The 16,514-nt window shown below is 75.4% G+C and carries 13 protein-coding genes and 3 pseudogenes; 9 read left to right on the top strand and 7 right to left on the bottom strand.

All coding sequences use genetic code 11. The annotated features are described in order from the left end of the window. Window positions 1-77: 77 nt before the first annotated feature. Both recA and AC0GKK_RS07135 read right to left on the bottom strand, forming a co-directional pair. Window positions 78-1,130, bottom strand: coding sequence for a recombinase RecA (recA, locus tag AC0GKK_RS07130; RefSeq protein WP_073578091.1), 1,053 nt, complete (start codon window positions 1,128-1,130; stop codon window positions 78-80). Window positions 1,131-1,389: 259 nt separating this feature from the next. Further along, window positions 1,390-1,584: a DUF3046 domain-containing protein gene (locus AC0GKK_RS07135; RefSeq protein WP_476654187.1), complete on the bottom strand. Its 195-nt coding sequence runs from the start codon at window positions 1,582-1,584 to the stop codon at window positions 1,390-1,392. 78 nt (window positions 1,585-1,662) lie between these two features. On the opposite strand from AC0GKK_RS07135, the gene AC0GKK_RS07140 reads away from it, so the two are divergent. After that, entirely contained in the window at window positions 1,663-1,824 is a 162-nt protein-coding gene (locus AC0GKK_RS07140; RefSeq protein WP_167379121.1) for a hypothetical protein, read from the top strand. A 9-nt stretch (window positions 1,825-1,833) separates the two neighbouring features. Here AC0GKK_RS07140 and AC0GKK_RS07145 read toward each other — a convergent pair whose 3' ends face one another. Next, a complete protein-coding gene (locus tag AC0GKK_RS07145; RefSeq protein WP_489883440.1) occupies window positions 1,834-3,096 on the bottom strand; it encodes an MFS transporter in 1,263 nt (420 codons plus the stop codon). 81 nt (window positions 3,097-3,177) lie between these two features. Between AC0GKK_RS07145 and AC0GKK_RS07150 the strand changes: the two genes are divergently transcribed. From AC0GKK_RS07150 to AC0GKK_RS07185, 8 genes and pseudogenes are all read left to right on the top strand, one after another. Beyond that, on the top strand, window positions 3,178-3,699 hold the full coding sequence (locus tag AC0GKK_RS07150; RefSeq protein WP_073578093.1) for a hypothetical protein: 522 nt from the start codon (window positions 3,178-3,180) through the stop codon (window positions 3,697-3,699). Between the two features lie 60 nt (window positions 3,700-3,759). Then, window positions 3,760-8,115 (top strand): annotated as a pseudogene (locus tag AC0GKK_RS07155) (ATP-dependent helicase); the annotation flags it as partial. Window positions 8,116-8,484: 369 nt separating this feature from the next. Further along, window positions 8,485-8,844 (top strand): annotated as a pseudogene (locus AC0GKK_RS07160) (hypothetical protein); the annotation flags it as partial. Between the two features lie 147 nt (window positions 8,845-8,991). Continuing rightward, window positions 8,992-9,150: pseudogene (locus tag AC0GKK_RS07165) on the top strand (DUF2848 family protein); the annotation flags it as partial. Between the two features lie 127 nt (window positions 9,151-9,277). After that, the gene (locus AC0GKK_RS07170) at window positions 9,278-9,637 is read left to right on the top strand and encodes a DUF2848 family protein (RefSeq protein WP_405418508.1); all 360 of its coding nucleotides are present in this window, start codon (window positions 9,278-9,280) and stop codon (window positions 9,635-9,637) included. Window positions 9,638-9,774: 137 nt separating this feature from the next. Next, window positions 9,775-10,176, top strand: a complete 402-nt coding sequence (locus AC0GKK_RS07175) for a DoxX-related protein (RefSeq protein WP_489883441.1) — start codon at window positions 9,775-9,777, stop codon at window positions 10,174-10,176. Window positions 10,177-10,310: 134 nt separating this feature from the next. Next, window positions 10,311-11,774: a glycosyltransferase family 39 protein gene (locus tag AC0GKK_RS07180; RefSeq protein WP_489883442.1), complete on the top strand. Its 1,464-nt coding sequence runs from the start codon at window positions 10,311-10,313 to the stop codon at window positions 11,772-11,774. A 39-nt stretch (window positions 11,775-11,813) separates the two neighbouring features. Further along, a complete protein-coding gene (locus AC0GKK_RS07185) occupies window positions 11,814-12,689 on the top strand; it encodes a DNA-formamidopyrimidine glycosylase family protein (protein WP_489883443.1) in 876 nt (291 codons plus the stop codon). Window positions 12,690-12,810: 121 nt separating this feature from the next. Here AC0GKK_RS07185 and AC0GKK_RS07190 read toward each other — a convergent pair whose 3' ends face one another. From AC0GKK_RS07190 to rimO, 4 genes are all read right to left on the bottom strand, one after another. Beyond that, window positions 12,811-13,659: a PspA/IM30 family protein gene (locus AC0GKK_RS07190; protein WP_489883444.1), complete on the bottom strand. Its 849-nt coding sequence runs from the start codon at window positions 13,657-13,659 to the stop codon at window positions 12,811-12,813. Window positions 13,660-13,848: 189 nt separating this feature from the next. Beyond that, window positions 13,849-14,220, bottom strand: a complete 372-nt coding sequence (locus tag AC0GKK_RS07195; protein WP_062401203.1) for a helix-turn-helix domain-containing protein — start codon at window positions 14,218-14,220, stop codon at window positions 13,849-13,851. A 135-nt stretch (window positions 14,221-14,355) separates the two neighbouring features. Further along, window positions 14,356-14,973: a CDP-diacylglycerol--glycerol-3-phosphate 3-phosphatidyltransferase gene (pgsA, locus tag AC0GKK_RS07200; protein WP_062401201.1), complete on the bottom strand. Its 618-nt coding sequence runs from the start codon at window positions 14,971-14,973 to the stop codon at window positions 14,356-14,358. Then, window positions 14,970-16,466, bottom strand: a complete 1,497-nt coding sequence (gene rimO, locus AC0GKK_RS07205) for a 30S ribosomal protein S12 methylthiotransferase RimO (protein WP_405418515.1) — start codon at window positions 16,464-16,466, stop codon at window positions 14,970-14,972. Before rimO ends, pgsA begins: the two co-directional genes overlap by 4 nt. Window positions 16,467-16,514: the final 48 nt, after the last annotated feature.

Raw genomic sequence — 16,514 nt, forward strand, 5'->3', positions numbered from 1 at the left:
GACGGTGCGGGGCCTGACCGGCTCCGCACCGTCCCGTCCGGACGTGCCTCCGGACCCGTCGCGCTCGCCGGCCACGCTCAGAAGTCGACCGGGGCCGGGAGGGGCTCGACCGGGCTGGTCTCCTCGGCGTCGACGACGGCGCCGATCCCCAGCTTCTCCTTGATGCGCTTCTCGACCTCGGCGGCGACGTCCGGGTTCTCCTTGAGGAACTTGCGGGCGTTCTCCTTGCCCTGCCCCATCTGGTCGCCCTCGTAGGTGTACCAGGCACCGGACTTGCGGATGATCCCCTGCTCGACGCCCACGTCGATCAGCGAACCCTCCTTGGAGATGCCGACGCCGTAGAGCACGTCGAACTCCGCCTGCTTGAACGGCGGGGCCACCTTGTTCTTCACGACCTTGACCCGGGTCCGGCTGCCGACCATGTCGGTGCCGTCCTTCAGGGTCTCGATGCGGCGGATGTCCATGCGGACCGACGCGTAGAACTTCAGCGCCTTACCACCGGTCGTGGTCTCCGGGGACCCGAACATCACGCCGATCTTCTCGCGCAGCTGGTTGATGAAGATCGCGGTGGTGCCGGAGTTGCTGAGCGCACCGGTGATCTTCCGCAGCGCCTGGCTCATCAGCCGGGCCTGCAGGCCGACATGGCTGTCGCCCATCTCGCCCTCGATCTCGGCGCGCGGCACGAGCGCGGCCACCGAGTCGATGACGATGATGTCGAGCGCGCCGGAGCGGATCAGCATGTCCGCGATCTCCAGCGCCTGCTCACCGGTGTCCGGCTGGGAGACCAGCAGGTCGTCGGTGTCGACGCCGAGCGCCTTGGCGTACTCCGGGTCGAGCGCGTGCTCGGCGTCGATGAACGCCGCGACGCCTCCGGCGGCCTGCGCGCTCGCGACGGCGTGCAGCGCGACGGTCGTCTTGCCGCTGGACTCCGGGCCGTAGATCTCGACGACGCGGCCGCGCGGGATGCCCCCGACGCCGAGCGCGACGTCGAGCGCGATGGAGCCCGTGGAGATGGCACTGATCGGGACGCGGGTCTGGTCGCCCAGGCGCATCACCGATCCCTTGCCGTGGTTCTTCTCGATCTGGGCGAGGGCGAGTTCGAGCGCCTTGCCGCGGTCCGGAGCGGACATCTCTTGACTCCTCGCTGGTGGTCGACGATCGGGTCCTGCTGGTGTCTTTCGGGGAGGCACACCACAACGGTATGGGGTACCCCTGACAGTTACGGGCCCGGATCGGCGCCTGTGGACAACTCGTCCGACACCGCGCCGCAGGACCGGTACCGCGAGCCCTGGCGGAACCGTAGACGAACACGCGTTCGATCCGACACCGCGACACGCCGACCGGGCACCCACGGGAGCCGAGCGGTCCCCACGACCGCCCGGGACGCCGCTACCGCCGTGCGGGTGGGACCTCGTAGGCCGCGCAGACCGCGCGCCAGACCCGGCGCAGGTCGAGACCCGCCTCGATCGCCTGCTCGACGGTCCGGCCGCCGAGGTCGGAGAAGACGTGGTCGCGGGACAGCGACGCCGCCCGCACCGGCCCGAACTCGCCCTCCATCAGTTCCCGGAAGTGGCTCAGTCGCACGCCCGCGAGGGTAGACGGGTCACCCGTTCCGTGTGGTGTCCGCCCGTTGACGGCCCCGGAGCCGGTAGCCTGGGTGATATGTCCGAACTGCTCGCGACCGTCCCGGTCGACGTCGCCGACGAGGTCCTCGCGACGACCGGCATCGGGTCGCCCCTGGCGTGGCAGGTCGTGTCGCTGCTCGCGCTGCTGTCCGCGCTGGTCGTGCTGGTGCGCTGGTGGCTCCACCAGCGCCGTCGCTGAGGGTCCCGCTCAGCCGGCCGCCGGGCGTCCCGTGCGGGCCGGGCGCGCGACCACCAGCAGGAACGGCACCGTCGCCACGACCACCAGCGCGCCGAGCAGCGCGTAGGACGACACCGTCACGAGCACCCCGGCCACGATCCCGGCGGCGGCGCCGGCCAGGTTCATCGCCACGTCCACCGAGCCCTGCACCCGCGGCCGGTCGGCCACCGCCAGCGACGCCGTGAGCTGCGCCGACCCGCCCACCACCGCTGCCGACCAGCCCAGACCGAGCAGCACCAGGCCCACGGACAGCAGGCCGGTCGAGGTCGGCGCGGCGAGGGCGCAGACCACCCCCGCCAGCGGCAGCAGCACCCCGGCACCGGCCAGCACCCGGGCCGGTCCGAGCCGGTCGGCGAGCCACCCGAACAGCGGGCTGAGCGCGTACATCCCCGCGATGTGCAGGCTGATCACCAGCCCGACGACCGACAGCGCCGCGCCGCCGTGGTCCATGTGCACCGGGGTCATCGACATCAGCCCGACCATCACCGCGTGCCCGAGCACGATGCCGACCGCGCCGAGCAGCGCGGGGCGCGAGGCCCGCAGCACCGCCCACGGCCGCACCGCCGCGGCCCCGGGCGCGGTGGCCGGCGTCCCCGCGTGCTCCCGGGCCCGCAGCAGCGGGTCGGGCCGCAGACCCAGCCACCCGGTCAGGGCCGCCAGGGCGAAGGCGACCGCGCAGAGCAGGTACGGACCGGCGACACCGGGCAGCCCGGCCGACACGGCCACGGCGGCCGGCGGACCGAGCAGGTTCGGCCCGGCGACCGCACCGACCGTCGTCGCCCACACCACCAGCGCGAGCGCGCGGCCGGCCCGCGCCGGCGCGGCCAGGTCGGTGGCGGCGTAGCGCGCGGCGAGCCCGACCGCCGTCCCCGAACCGATCAGCAGCAACGACACCAGCAGCAGCGCCACCGAGCCGGTCGTCGCCGCGACGACCGCACCGACCGCACCGAGCAGTCCCACCAGGTGACCGCCGACCAGCGCGGGACGCCGTCCCCGGGCCTGGGCCACGCGTGCGACGACGGCGGCCGCACCCGCCGCGCCCAGCACGCTCGCCGTCGACGCGACGCCACCGACCGCGGGCGAGCCGGACAGCCGGGACGCGACCAGCGAGCTCGCGGCGATCGAGGTCGCCACGGCCGTCCCGCCGAGCACCTGCCCGATCGCGAGCACCGCCAGCAGGCGGGGCTGGGCGGGGTCCTGCGGCGGGGAGGCGGCGTCGGGTGCGGCGGTCACGGGCGGATGCTGCCGTGCCACGGCCGCCGCGCGCCAGGGCGTTACGCTCCGGCCCGGCCACACGAGCGGAGGACGGTGGACATGGCGGGCACGACCCCGAACACACGCAGGTCGGCGGGCACGGACGACGCGGAGCTGCAGAACGCCTACCGCATGGTCTCCGACGTGCTGGCCGGAGCGGTGCGCGAGACCCTCGCCGCGCCGGGGCCCGACCCGGCCCGGTTCGCCGTGCGCAGGCTGACCGCGGTCGACCGGGACATGCCGCCGGACGCCACCCCGCCCGGCTGGTCGCTGGCCTTCCTGGTGCTGGCCGACTGGTACGACGCCGCCCGCACCGCGCTGGCCGACCACGACGACCGCTCCGAGCGGGCACTGGGCTGGATCGGGAGCAACCTGGGCCCGCGCTACGCAGCCCGGGCCCGCTACACGGTCGCCCCGCTCGTCGACCCGGCCGACGCCCGCGAGACCTCGCACTACGTCGACGCGCTGGGCGTGGACTTCCTGGCGTCGATGGTCTGGACGGTCGCGGCGGTCGTCGCCGAGTTCCCGGCCGAGGACACCGCGGAGGTCTGGCCCCGCACGAGGGCCGACGCCGCCCGCTGACGTCGCAGGTCACGCCCGGTCCGACGGGCGCTCGACGGGTGACTGTCGGACCCCACCCGCATGATGGTCGGCGTGACCGCACTCGAGGGCTTCTCCCCCGCCACCCGCCAGTGGTTCGAGGGGGCCTTCGCCGCGCCCACGGCGGCCCAGGAGGGCGCCTGGTCCGCGGCGCAGGCCGGGCGCAACGCGCTCGTCGTCGCGCCGACCGGGTCCGGCAAGACCCTCGCCGCGTTCCTCTGGGCGCTGGACCGGCTCGCCGCCACCCCGCCGCCCGCCGAGCCGAAGCACCGCTGCCGGGTCCTCTACGTCTCACCGCTCAAGGCGCTCGCCGTCGACGTGCAGCGCAACCTGCGCTCGCCGCTGACGGGCATCCGCCAGGCCGCACAGCGGCTCGACGAGCCGGTCCCCGACATCACCGTCGGGATGCGCACCGGCGACACCCCGGCCGACGAGCGACGCCAGTTCCAGCGCACCCCGCCGGACGTGCTGGTGACCACCCCGGAGTCGCTGTTCCTGCTGCTCACCTCGGCCGCGCGGGAGTCGCTGCGCGGGGTGACGACGGTGATCCTCGACGAGGTGCACGCCGTCGCCGGGACGAAGCGGGGGGCGCACCTGGCGGTGTCGCTGGAACGCCTCGAGGAGATCACCGAGGCCACCCCGCAGCGGATCGGGCTCTCGGCGACCGTGCGCCCGGTGGACGAGGTCTCGACGTTCCTGTCCGGCACCCGCCCGGTCGAGGTCGTGCAGCCCGCGATCCCCAAGACGATCCGGGTCGAGGTGCAGGTCCCGGTGCCCGACCTGGCCGCGCTCGACGAGCGGCCCGCCCCGGGCAGCACCGACGAGGAGGTCGTCGGGTCCGCCGCGGGCACGGCGCGCAAGCCCTCGATCTGGCCCGCGGTGGAGGAGCGGCTGCTCGGCCTGGTGCGCGAGCACCGTTCGACCATCGTGTTCTCCAACTCCCGCCGGCTCGCCGAGCGGCTCACCTCCCGGCTGAACGAACTCGCCGCCGAGCAGGAGGCCGCGGCCCTGGAGGAGGCCGCCGACCTCGACGCCGACGCCCCGGGCGCGTTCCCGGCCGAGGCGGTCGGGCAGTCCGGGGTGGGCGGCGGGGCCGCGCCGACGGTCGCCAAGGCCCACCACGGCTCGATGTCGCGCGACCAGCGGACCCTGGTCGAGGAGGAGCTGAAGTCCGGCGTGCTGCCGTGCGTCGTCGCGACCTCCAGCCTGGAGTTGGGCATCGACATGGGGGCGGTCGACCTGGTCGTGCAGGTCGAGGCGCCGCCGTCGGTCGCGTCCGGGCTGCAGCGGGTCGGGCGCGCCGGGCACCAGGTGGGCGCGGTGTCCGAGGGCGTCGTGTTCCCGAAGTACCGCGGGGACCTCGTGTCCTGCGCCGTCGTCGCCGAACGGATGACGACCGGGTCGATCGAGTCCACGCGCTACCCGCGCAACCCGCTCGACGTGCTGGCCCAGCAGATCGTCGCGATGGTCGCGATGGAGTCGTGGCAGCTGTCCGACCTCGCCGCGACGATCCGCCGGGCGGCCCCGTTCGCGGCGCTGCCGGACTCCGCGCTGCACTCGGTGCTGGACATGCTGGCCGGGCGCTACCCGTCCGAGGAGTTCGGCGAGCTGCGCGCCCGCATCACCTGGGACCGGGTCACCGACGAGCTGCGCGGCCGCCCGGGCGCGCAGCGCCTGGCCGTCACCTCCGGCGGCACCATCCCCGACCGCGGCCTGTTCACCGTCATGACCCCGGGCGGCGCGGACGGCGCCGGGTCGCGGGTCGGCGAGCTCGACGAGGAGATGGTCTACGAGTCCCGCGTCGGGGACACGTTCCTGCTGGGGACCTCGTCGTGGCGGGTCGAGGACATCACCCACGACCGCGTGATCGTCACCCCGGCGCCGGGGGTGCCCGCCCGGATGCCGTTCTGGAAGGGCGAGTCGATCGGGCGGCCGCTGGAGCTGGGCCGGGCCGTCGGCGCGTTCGTGCGCGAGATGTCCGGGCTGGCCGACGCCGACGCCCGGGAGCGCGCCGGCGCGGCCGGGCTCGACGAGTGGGCCTGCGACAACCTGCTGTCCTACCTGCGCGAGCAGCGCGAGGCGACCCGGCACGTGCCGAGCGACCGCACGATCCTCGTCGAGCGGTTCCGCGACGAGCTGGGCGACTGGCGCCTCGTCGTGCACTCGCCGTTCGGGGCGCAGGTGAACGGGCCGTGGGCGCTGGCGATCGCCGCCCGGATGCGGGAGCGCCGCGGGGTCGAGGTGAGCGCGTCGGGCGCCGACGACGGGATCGTCCTGCGCCTGCCGGACGCCGTCGACGACAACGGCACCGAGGTCGTCCCGAGCGCGGAGGACGTGCTGCTGGAGCCGGGCGAGATCGAGCAGATCGTCGTCGCCGAGCTGGGGAACTCGGCGCTGTACGCGTCGCGGTTCCGGGAGTGCGCCGCGCGGGCGCTGCTGCTGCCCCGGCGCGACCCGCGCCGCCGCAGCCCGCTGTGGCAGCAGCGGCAGAAGTCGGCGCAGCTGCTGAGCGTCGCGGGCAAGTTCGAGCAGTTCCCGATCACCCTGGAGGCGATGCGGGAGTGCGTGCAGGACGTCTACGACCTCCCCGGCCTGCGCGAGCTGATGGGCGACGTCGCCGCGCGGAAGGTGAAGGTCGCCGAGGTCGAGTCGTCGCAGCCGTCGCCGTTCGCGCGCAGCCTGTTGTTCGGCTACGTCGGGATGTTCCTCTACGAGGCCGACGCGCCGCTGGCCGAGCGCCGCGCGGCCGCGCTGTCGCTGGACTCGACGCTGCTGGCGGAACTGCTTGGCTCCGAGGCGATCCGGGAGCTGCTCGATCCGGAGATGCTGGCCGAGATCGAGGGCCAGCTGCAGCGCACCGACCCGGACCGGCACGCCCGCGACATGGAGGGCGCCGCGGACCTGCTCCGCTTCGTCGGCGACCTGTCCGAGGCCGACGGGCGGGCCCGCGGTGTCGACCCGGCGTGGCTGGCGCAGCTGGAGCGCGACCGCCGGGCGCTGCGGGTGCGGATCGCCGGCGAGGAACGGTTCATCGCGATCGAGGACGCCGGCCGGATCCGGGACGCGCTGGGCACGGCGCTGCCGGTCGGGGTGCCGGAGGCGTTCACCGAGCCGGTGCCCGACCCGCTCGGGGATCTCGTGCTGCGCTGGGCGCGCACGCACGGGCCGTTCACCGCCGCCGAGCTCGCCCGCCGCTTCGGGCTGGGCGTGGCCGTGGTCGCCGGGGTGCTGGAGCGGCTCACCGGCACCGGTCGGCTGATGAAGGGCGAGCTGCGCCCGCAGGCGTCGGTGCCCGCCGGTTCCGGCGGCGAGCTGGAGTACTGCGACGCCGAGGTGCTGCGACGGCTGCGGCGCGCGTCGCTGGCGAAGCTGCGGCACGAGGTCGAGCCCGTCGAACAGCGGGCGCTGGGCCGGTTCCTGCCGCAGTGGCAGGGCGTCCAGGTGCGGTCGGGCTCCGAGCGGCGAGGCCGGGTGCGCCGCGCACCGGGTGCCGAGGACGTGCTCGGTGTGGTAGAGCAGCTCGCCGGGGCGCCGCTGCCGGCGAGCGCGGTCGAGTCGCTGGTGCTACCGGCCCGGCTACCGGGCTACACCCCCGCGCTGCTCGACGAGCTGACCGCCGCCGGTGAGGTGACCTGGGTCGGGTGCGGCGCACTGTCCGGGCAGGACGGCTGGCTGGCACTGGCCCCGGCCGACGTGGCGGACCTGCTGCTGCCCGCCCCCGACCTGGACACCGCGGGCAGCCCGCTGCACACCGCGGTGCTGGCCGCGCTCGGGCTGACCGACCCGGCCGCGCTGACCGACCCGGAGGCCACACCGGACTCCGGGGGCGGCGCGCTGTTCTTCCGCGAGCTCGCGACCCGGGCCGGGGTGCTGCTGACCGAGCAGGACGAACCGGCCCCCTCCGACGACGACGTCGTCGCCGCGGTCTGGGACCTGGTCTGGGCGGGCGCGCTCACCAACGACACGCTCGGCCCGCTACGGGCCCGGCTGTCCGGGGGCGGCGGGCGGCGTGGCGCGTCCGGGCGGCAGGGCGGGGCGCACCGCACGGCACGCCGGCCGGCCCGCGGGCGCTACGCGCAGCTGCGTGCGGGGAGGCCGTCGATGCCCAGCCGGACCGGGCCGCCGTCGGTCGGCGGGCGCTGGTCGGTGGCCGTGCCGCGCGAGCCCGACCCGACCCGCCGTGCGCACGCCACCGCGGAGGCGTTCCTGGAACGCCACGGCGTGCTGACCCGGGGCGCGTTGGGCACCGAGCGGGTCACCGGCGGGTTCGCCGCGGTCTACAAGGTGCTCCGGGCGATGGAGGAGTCCGGCCGGTGCCGGCGCGGCTACATCGTCGAGGGGCTCGGCGCGGCGCAGTTCGCGGTACCGGGCGCGATCGACCGGGTCCGGGCCCTCGCCGGGACCGACGGCGGCCCGTCCCCCGCCCCGCCGACCGGTCCGCGCCGCCTCGGTGCCGGGCCAGGCGCGGTCGTCGCCGACCCCACCGACCTCGCCGGTTCCGCCGACCCGGCCGGGTCCGTGGACCCGACCGGGGACGGCGAGCCCCTGCCCGACGACCTCTCCGGCGAGGCGGCCGGGTTCCCGGGCTCCGACGACCTCGCCGGCGACGTCGCGGGGCTCCCGCACGGCGACGACCCGTACGCGGGAGTGCCCGACGACCTGCGGGGCGGCCTGGGCGGGCTCGGCGGCGCCGGCCGCCACGGCGAGTTCGACGGCGCCGGTCGCCGCCCGCAGTCGCCGCGGGAGGCGTGGCGCGAGCTGTCCCGGGTGGTGCTCGCCGCCACCGACCCCGCCCAGCCCTACGGCGCGGCCCTGCCCTGGCCGGAGACGACCGGTGAGACCCGGCACCGCCCCGGTCGCAAGGCCGGCGCTCTGGTCACCCTGGTCGACGGGGCGCCCGCGCTGTACGTCGAACGGGGCGGGAAGTCGCTGCTGTCGTTCACCGAGGACCGCGACGAGCTGCGCGCCGGCGCCGAGTCGCTCGCCGGGGCGGTGCACGAGGGCTGGCTCGGGTCGCGCGCCGTGGAGCGCGCCGACGGGCAGGACTCGCTGGTCTCGGCGCTGTCCGAGGTCCTCACCGAGGCCGGGTTCCGGGTGACGCCGAAGGGGCTGCGGCTGCGGGCCTGACCGGGCACCTACCCCCGTCGGACGCCCGCGGCCGGACCGTGGGGGGTGCGGCCGGGGCAGGCGCGCGGGCGGCCGGAGTCGGTACACATCTGACGGAGGTCCCCCGTGACGCTCGAACTGGCCCTGCCCGACGGCAGCACCCGCTCGGTGGAGGTCCACCGGGTCTTCAACGCCGGGTACGCCGGACGCGCCCAGGAGGAGGTCGCCGCGCACGTCGCCGAGCTGGCCGAGCTGGGCGTGCCGGCCCCGGACACGGTGCCGGCGCTCTACCCGGTCTCGCCGTACCTGGCGTCGCAGACCGACCGGGTCCCCGCCCAGCACGGCCGGACCTCCGGCGAGGCGGAGTGGGCGCTGGTCGTCGGTGACGACGTGACCGGACCCGCTGCTGACCGTCGCCTGCGACCACACCGACCGCGCCCTGGAGGTGCACGGCGTGGCGTGGAGCAAGAATGCGGGTCTCGACGTCCTGGGCCGGAAGGCCTGGCGGCTGTCGGAGGTCGCCGACCGGCTCGACGACATCACCCTGCGCGCGTGGGTCCGTCACGGCGGCACCGAGGAGCTCGTGCAGGACGCGACGCTGGCCGCCCTGCTCCCGCCCGGGTACTGGGTCGGTCTGCTGCGCGAGCGCGGCTGGCTGGTGCCCGGCACCGTCCTGCTGTCGGGGACCGTCGCGATGAGGTCGGGGGTCGACCAGTTCGCCGACGCCTGGCGGGTGGAGCTGCACGACCCGGCCACCGGCGACACGATCGGCCTGGCCTACGAGGTCGACCGGCTCCCGGAGCCGATCGGCTGACCGGCCGCCCGGCGGGGACCGGTCAGCAGGTCCGGTGGACGTGGCCGGGATCGCCCGCGGGCACCCGGCGCCGACCGTGACGCCCGCCGCATCGGCGGGCGCGGCCGCCGCCCGTACCGGGTGGCACCATCGCTGTCATGATCCGTCGCTCCCCCGGCACCCCGTCCCGCGACCGGCGTCTCGCTCTCGGGCTCGCGGGGCTGCTCGGCACCGCCGCCGTCCTGCACGTGGTGCGTCCCGAGCCGTTCGACTCGATCGTGCCGCGCAGCCTGCCCGGGGAGCCCCGGTTCTGGACCTACGCCTCCGGGGCCGCCGAGGGCGCCGTCGCCGCGGCGGTCGCGCATCCGCGGACCCGGCGTGCGGGCGGCTGGGCCGCGGCAGCGCTGTTCGTGGCGGTGTTCCCGGCGAACGTGTCGATGGCGCTGCACTGGGACCGCAAGGACCTGCTGTACCGGGCGATCGGCTGGGGACGGCTGCCGCTGCAGGCCCCGCTGGTGCTGTGGGCGGTGCGGATCGCCCGCAGCGCCCCGCGCGGCTGACCGGAGGGTGGACCGCCGGTAGACCGAAGTCGATCGTCCACCGCCCGATGCCCGCTGCACCGGACGGACCCGCCGGGGTCTGATGGCGCCGGGCCCGGGACCGCCGGTGTCCACGTCGTCGCTCGGGGGGACACATGACGTCGTCGACCACGGTCCGGGACTCCGCCGCTGCACCCACGGCGGTTCCGCGGCTCGCGCGGCTGCCCGTCGGGATCGTCGCCGGGGTGGTGGCCGTCGTCCACCTCGTCATGGGGGCGCTGGGGCGCGGGTACTGGTTCGACGAGGCGCTGATGCTGGCGATCGGACGGCACCACCTCGACTGGGGGTCGGCCGACCAGCCCCCGGTCGCACCGGCGCTGGCCGGGCTCGCCGACGTCCTCGCACCCGGGGTGAACGGGGTGCTGCGGATCGCGCCGTCGCTGGCGACGGCGGGTGCGGTCGTCGTCGCCGCACTGATCGCCCGTGAGCTGGGCGGCGACCGCCGCGCCCAGGTCCTCACCGCGCTCGCCCAGGCCACCGGGCTGTGGGTGACGCTGTTCGGGCACTTCCTCACGCCGTACTCGCTGGAACCGCTGCAGTGGGCGCTGCTGCTGTGGCTGCTGGTGCGCTGGACCCGCGTGCGCGACGACCGGCTGCTCCTCGCCGTCGGCCCGCTCCTCGGCCTGGCCGCGCTGACGAAGTTCCAGGTGATCCTGCTGGGCGCGGTGCTGGTCCTCGCGATCGGCCTGGCCGGGCCGCGGGCGATGCTGCGGCGGCCCGCGTTCTGGTGGGCCGCCCTGCTCGGTGCACTGATCGCGTCACCGACACTGGTGTGGCAGGCCGTGCACGGCTGGCCGCAGCTGCGCATGACGTCGGTCGTCGCGCAGGAATCGGTGCTGTTCGGCGGGCCGGGCCCCAACGCGGTGGCGATGCTCCTGCTGGCCGGGCTGCTCGGCACCGTGCTCGTCGTGGTCGGGGCGGTCGCGGCGTTCACGGCGCCGCGGCTGCGGCCGTACCGCTTCGTCGCGGTGACCTTCCTCGTGCTGTGGATCGTGTTCGCGGTGACCGTGGGGCGTGCCTACTACCTGTGCGGTCTGCACGGTGCCGTCGCCGCGCTCGGGGCGGTGTGGTTCCAGGAACGGCGCGCGACCGGGCGACGGCGGTGGTCCTGGGTGGCGTGGCCGGCCGGGGTGCTGTCGGTCGCCCTCGCCGCGGCGATGCTGTCCGCGAGCGCCGGGGCGGCCGACCCCGCCGTGCCGGAGCGGATCGTCGGCGAGGTCGCCCGCGTCCGCGACGGGCTGCCCCCGGACCAGCGGGACCGCTCCGTCGTGGTGGGCGGCTCGTACATCTTCGCCGCCTACGTCGACACCGCCGACCCCGCGCTCGGCCTGCCGCCCGGGTACAGCGGCAACCGCAGCTACGGCTACTTCGACCCGCCCCCGGACGACCACGACGTCGTGATCTTCCTCGGCAGGGACCCCGGCCTGCTGGCGCCCACCGGGGTGGTACTGCGACCGGTCACCGACCTCGGCGACGGGAACCGCGTCTGGCTGGGCGAGGGCATGACGCACCCGTGGTCGCAGGTGTGGCCGCAGCTGCGGACGCTCGTCGTGGACTGAGCCCGGCCGGTCCGGGCCCGCCCGGGTAGCGTCGCGGTCGTGCCCGAGGGAGACACCGTGTACCTGGCCGGCAAGCGGCTGCACACCGCGCTGTCCGGGCACGAGCTGCTGCGCGGCGAGCTGCGCCATCCGCGCCTGGTCGAGCACGACCTGGCCGGGCTGACCGTGACCGGCGTCGTCTCCGTCGGCAAGCACCTGTTCACCCGCTTCGACGACGGCCGCAGCCTGCACAGCCACTTCCGGATGGACGGTTCCTGGCACCTGTACCGGCCCGGCATGCGGTGGCGCCGGGTCGCGCACGAGGCGCGCGCGGTGCTGGAGACCGCCGACCGGGTCGCCGTCGGGTTCGCCCTGCACGACCTGGAGCTGCTCCCCACCGACGACGAGGAAACCCTCGTCGGGCATCTCGGGCCCGACCTGCTCGACCCGGAGTGGGGCCCCGTCCACGACGCCGAGGCGCTGCGCCGGATGACCGCCCGGGCCGACCACCCGCTCGGGCTGGTGCTGCTCGAACAGCGGGTCATGGCCGGTCTCGGCAACCTCTACCGCAACGACATCTGCTTCCTGCTCGGGCTCACGCCCTGGGTGCCGATCCGCGACGTGCCCGACCTGCCCGGGGTCATCGACCTGTCGCGGCGGCTGCTGTCGTCGAACAAGGACCGCCCGGAGCAGACGACGACCGGCTCGCTGGCCGCCGGCGAGGCGCACTGGGTGTTCGAGCGGCCCGGACGTCCGTGCCGCAGGTGCGGGACCCGCATCCGGACCGCCGACCAGGGCGACGACCACCGGGCCCGGGTCACCTACTGGTGCCCGCGCTGCCAGACGGGACCGTCCCCGCGGCCGGTGCGCCGGGCCACCGGCCCGCGCCGCGGTGCCCCCGGGCGACCGCCGCCCGGCGCCGCCCGCACCCGCTGACCCCTGCTGCCACGGGCGCCACCGCCGGCCGGGGCCCGCGGAGGGCCGCCCGGGCCCGGACACACGTCCGCCGCGGTCCCTGGGCGGGGCCGCGGCGGACGGTGCGGAACGGGCGAGCGGCTCAGGCGGTGCCGGGCTGCTGCTGGTTCTGGGTGTTCTGCTGCTGGGCCGGCGCCGGCGTGGACGGCAGCTGCTGCTGCGGCTCCCCCTGGCCCACCTGCGGGGCCTGCTGGCCCCCGGCGATCGGCGCCCCCGACATCGACGCCCGGATCTGCTCCAGCCGCGACATGCCGGCCATGTCGGTGGTCGACTGCTGGACCTCCAGCATCCGGCCCTGCACCGAGTTCTGGGCCAGCTCCGCGGACCCGAGCGCGGTGGCGTACCGCTTCTCGATCTTGTCGCGGACCTCGTCGAGCGAGGGGGCGTTGCGCGGCGCGGACAGCTCGCTCATCTGCTGCAGCGACTTCGCGGCCTGCTCCTGCATCTTGGCCTGCTCGAGCTGGCTGAGCAGCTTGGTGCGCTCGGCGATCTTCTGCTGCAGCATCATCGAGTTCCGCTCGACGGCCTGCTTGGCCTGTGCGGCGGCACCGATCGACTGGTCGTGCAGCGTCTTGAGGTCCTCGACGCCCTGCTCCGCGGTCACCAGCTGGGTCGCGAAGGTCTGCGCCGACTGCTCGTACTGCTGGGCCTTCTGCTCGTCGCCCTGGGAGCGGGCCTGGTCGGCCAGCACGAGTGCCTGCCGCGCCGACGACTGCAGCTTCTCGATCTCTCCCAGCTGCCGGTTCAGCTTCATCTCCAGCTGGCGCTGGTTGCCGATCACCGCGGCCGCCTGCTGCGACAGCTGCTGGTGCTGGCGCTGGGCGTCCTCGATGGCCTGCTGGATCTGCACCTTCGGGTCGGCGTGCTCGTCGACCTTCGACGAGAACAGGGCCGACAGATAGCTGAAGAACTTGGTGAATCCGTTGGCCATCTCTGCGCGTCCTCCGCCTGCGTTCGCTCGCGACCGTGCCCGCCACCACGGCGGGCGTGCGGACCCCGGACCGACCCCGCGTTCCCCCCGTGGTCGGCACCGGACCTCCGGCCCTGTCCATCCTGGCATCGCTGCCGGTCTGTCCGCACCCTACCGCGCAGGAGCGGTCGGCCGGGGCGGGCCGTGCGATCAGGCGGCCGAGGCCACCGGCCCGCCCGAGGACGCCGGTGCGGCGACCACGGAACCCGGCCGCCCGGCCAGCCGCAGCTCGGCGTGCCGCTGCCCGATCGGGACGAGCACGTCGTCGCGACGGCCCGCGGCCGCGGCGGACGTCGCCGTCGCCATCTCGGCGGCGACGGTGGTCAACAGGTCCGGCACGGAGACCCCGAGCGCCTCGCAGATCGCCGCGAGCAGCTCGCTGGAGGGCTCCTTGCGCCCGCGCTCGACCTCGGAGAGGTACCCGAGGCTCACCCGCGCGGCCCGCGAGATGTCGCGCAGCGTGCGCCGGCGCGCGGTGCGCACCTCACGCAGCCCACTGCCGATCGCTTCCCGCAGCAGCATGTGCCCTCCTCGACTGCTCCCCGGACACCCGGTGATGTCTCACCGTACCGACTTCCCCGGTTCCCACGCGCCGTGACGCTGTCCGCCCACGGCGAACACCTCAACGCCGCGCGGGCCCCGGATCGTCCCCGCAGGTCAGGCGGGCCGGGGGCGGACAGCCTTGCGGACGTAGTCGGCGCCGGTCACCACCGTGAGCACCAGCGCGACGGCCATCACCGCCCACTGGAGGACGAGCACGGCGGTCGCGGCGGCGGTACCGGGGCCCAGCAGCTCCGGCAGCGGCAGCAGGAACAGCCCGATCGCGACGGTCTGGGCGACGGTCTTGGCCTTGCCACCGCGGCTGGCCGGGATGACCCCGCGACGGCGGATCACGACGAAGCGCAGCGCGGTGATGCCGAGCTCGCGGACGACGATCACGATCGTCACCCACCAGGGCAGCACCCCGAGGATCGACAGCCCGATCAGGGCGGCGCCCATCAGGGCCTTGTCCGCGATCGGGTCGACCAGCGCACCGAACCAGGTGACGAGCCCGCGGCTGCGGGCCAGCTGGCCGTCGAGCCGGTCGGTGGCCGCCGCGATGACGAACACGGCGAACGCGACCAGCCGCCACACCACGTCCTCGCCGCCGTCGACGAACAGCGCGACGACGAACACCGGGACGAGCAGCAGCCGCAGGACGGTCAGCGCGTTCGCGATGTTCAGCAGCGGCGGGTCACCGACTCCGGCGGTGCCCCCGGCCGGGTGCGAGCTCATCCGGCTGCGGAGGCCGCCGGGACGGCCGCGGCCGGCACACGCGGGTCGAGCAGTTCCAGGGTCTCCACCAGCAGGTCGACACCCTCGGTGTCCACGACGCGGCAGCGGACCAGGTCACCGGGTCGCAGCGAGTCCGGCTCCGGGCCGTCCTGCGCCGCCCCGACGACGGTGGACTCGCCGTCGGCGTCGGGGCCCTGGTGCGCGGCGCGGCCGGTGCAGTCGTCCTCGTCGCTCTCCCCGGACTCGACGAGCACGACGACCTCGGTGCCGATGCGTTCCTCGGCGCGCTGTTCCATCAGCTCGTCGACCAGCGCGGAGATCCGCGCGACGCGGGCCTGCACCTCGGCCGGGTCGACGTGGCCGTCGTAGCCCTCGGCCTCGGTGCCGTCCTCGTCGGAGTAGCCGAACACACCGACGGCGTCGAGCCGGGCACCGGTGAGGAAGGCCTCCAGCTCGGCGAGGTCCTCCTCGGTCTCGCCGGGGAACCCGACGATGACGTTGGAGCGGATCCCGGCCTCCGGGGCGAGCGCGCGGATGCGCTCGCAGAGGTCGAGGAAGTCGGTGCGCGACCCGAAGCGGCGCATCCGGCGCAGCACCCGCGCCGACGCGTGCTGGAACGACAGGTCGAAGTAGGGCGCGACGCCCGGCGTGGTCGCGATGACCCGGAGCAGGTCGGGCCGCAGCTCGGCCGGCTGCAGGTAGGCGACCCGGATCCGCTCGATCCCGTCGATCCCGGCGAGCTGCGGGAGCAGGTCGACCAGCGCGCGGGTGCCGCCGGGGAGGTCCTTGCCGTAGCTGGTGGAGTTCTCGCTGACCAGCACGATCTCGCGCACGTCCTGCCGGGCGAGCCAGGCGGCCTCGCCGAGCACGTCGGCCGGCGGGCGGGACACGAAGCTGCCGCGGAAGCTCGGGATGGCGCAGAAGGCGCAGCGGCGGTCGCAGCCCGACGCGAGCTTCAGCGACGCGACCGGTCCGCCGGACAGGCGGGTGCGCGCGATGTCGGGCACCCAGTCGTGACCGGGGACCGAGACGTCCGCCGCCGCGGCCGGGCGCTCGACCGGCGAGATCGGCAGCAGCGTGCGGCGGTCGGTGGGGACGTGCGGGGCCGGGGCGTGCCCGCCCAGGACGTCGCCGAGGCGCTCGGCGAGCTCGGGGTAGGCGTCGAAGCCGAGCACCGCGTCCGCCTCGGGCAGGTCGGCGGCCAGCTCGGCGCCGTAGCGCTCGGCGAGACAGCCCACGGCGACGACCTTCGCCCCCGCCGGGCGGGCCACGTCCGAGGCGGCCAGCACGGTGTCGATCGAGTCCTTCTTCGCCTGCTCGACGAATCCGCAGGTGTTGACGACGATGACGTCGGGGCTGCCGTCCTCGGCGTCGACCAGCTCCCAGCCGGACCCGGCCAGGCGGCCCGCGAGCTCCTCGGAATCGACCTCGTTGCGCGCGCAGCCCAGCGTCAGCAGGGCGGCGCGGCGGGGTGCGTTCTCGGGGGAAGCCACGGGTACCAGGGTAGACGCCGGGTCCGACGGCCCCGGTCTAGGCTCTCC

It is taken from the genome of Pseudonocardia sp. P-1 (genome assembly GCF_058111925.1).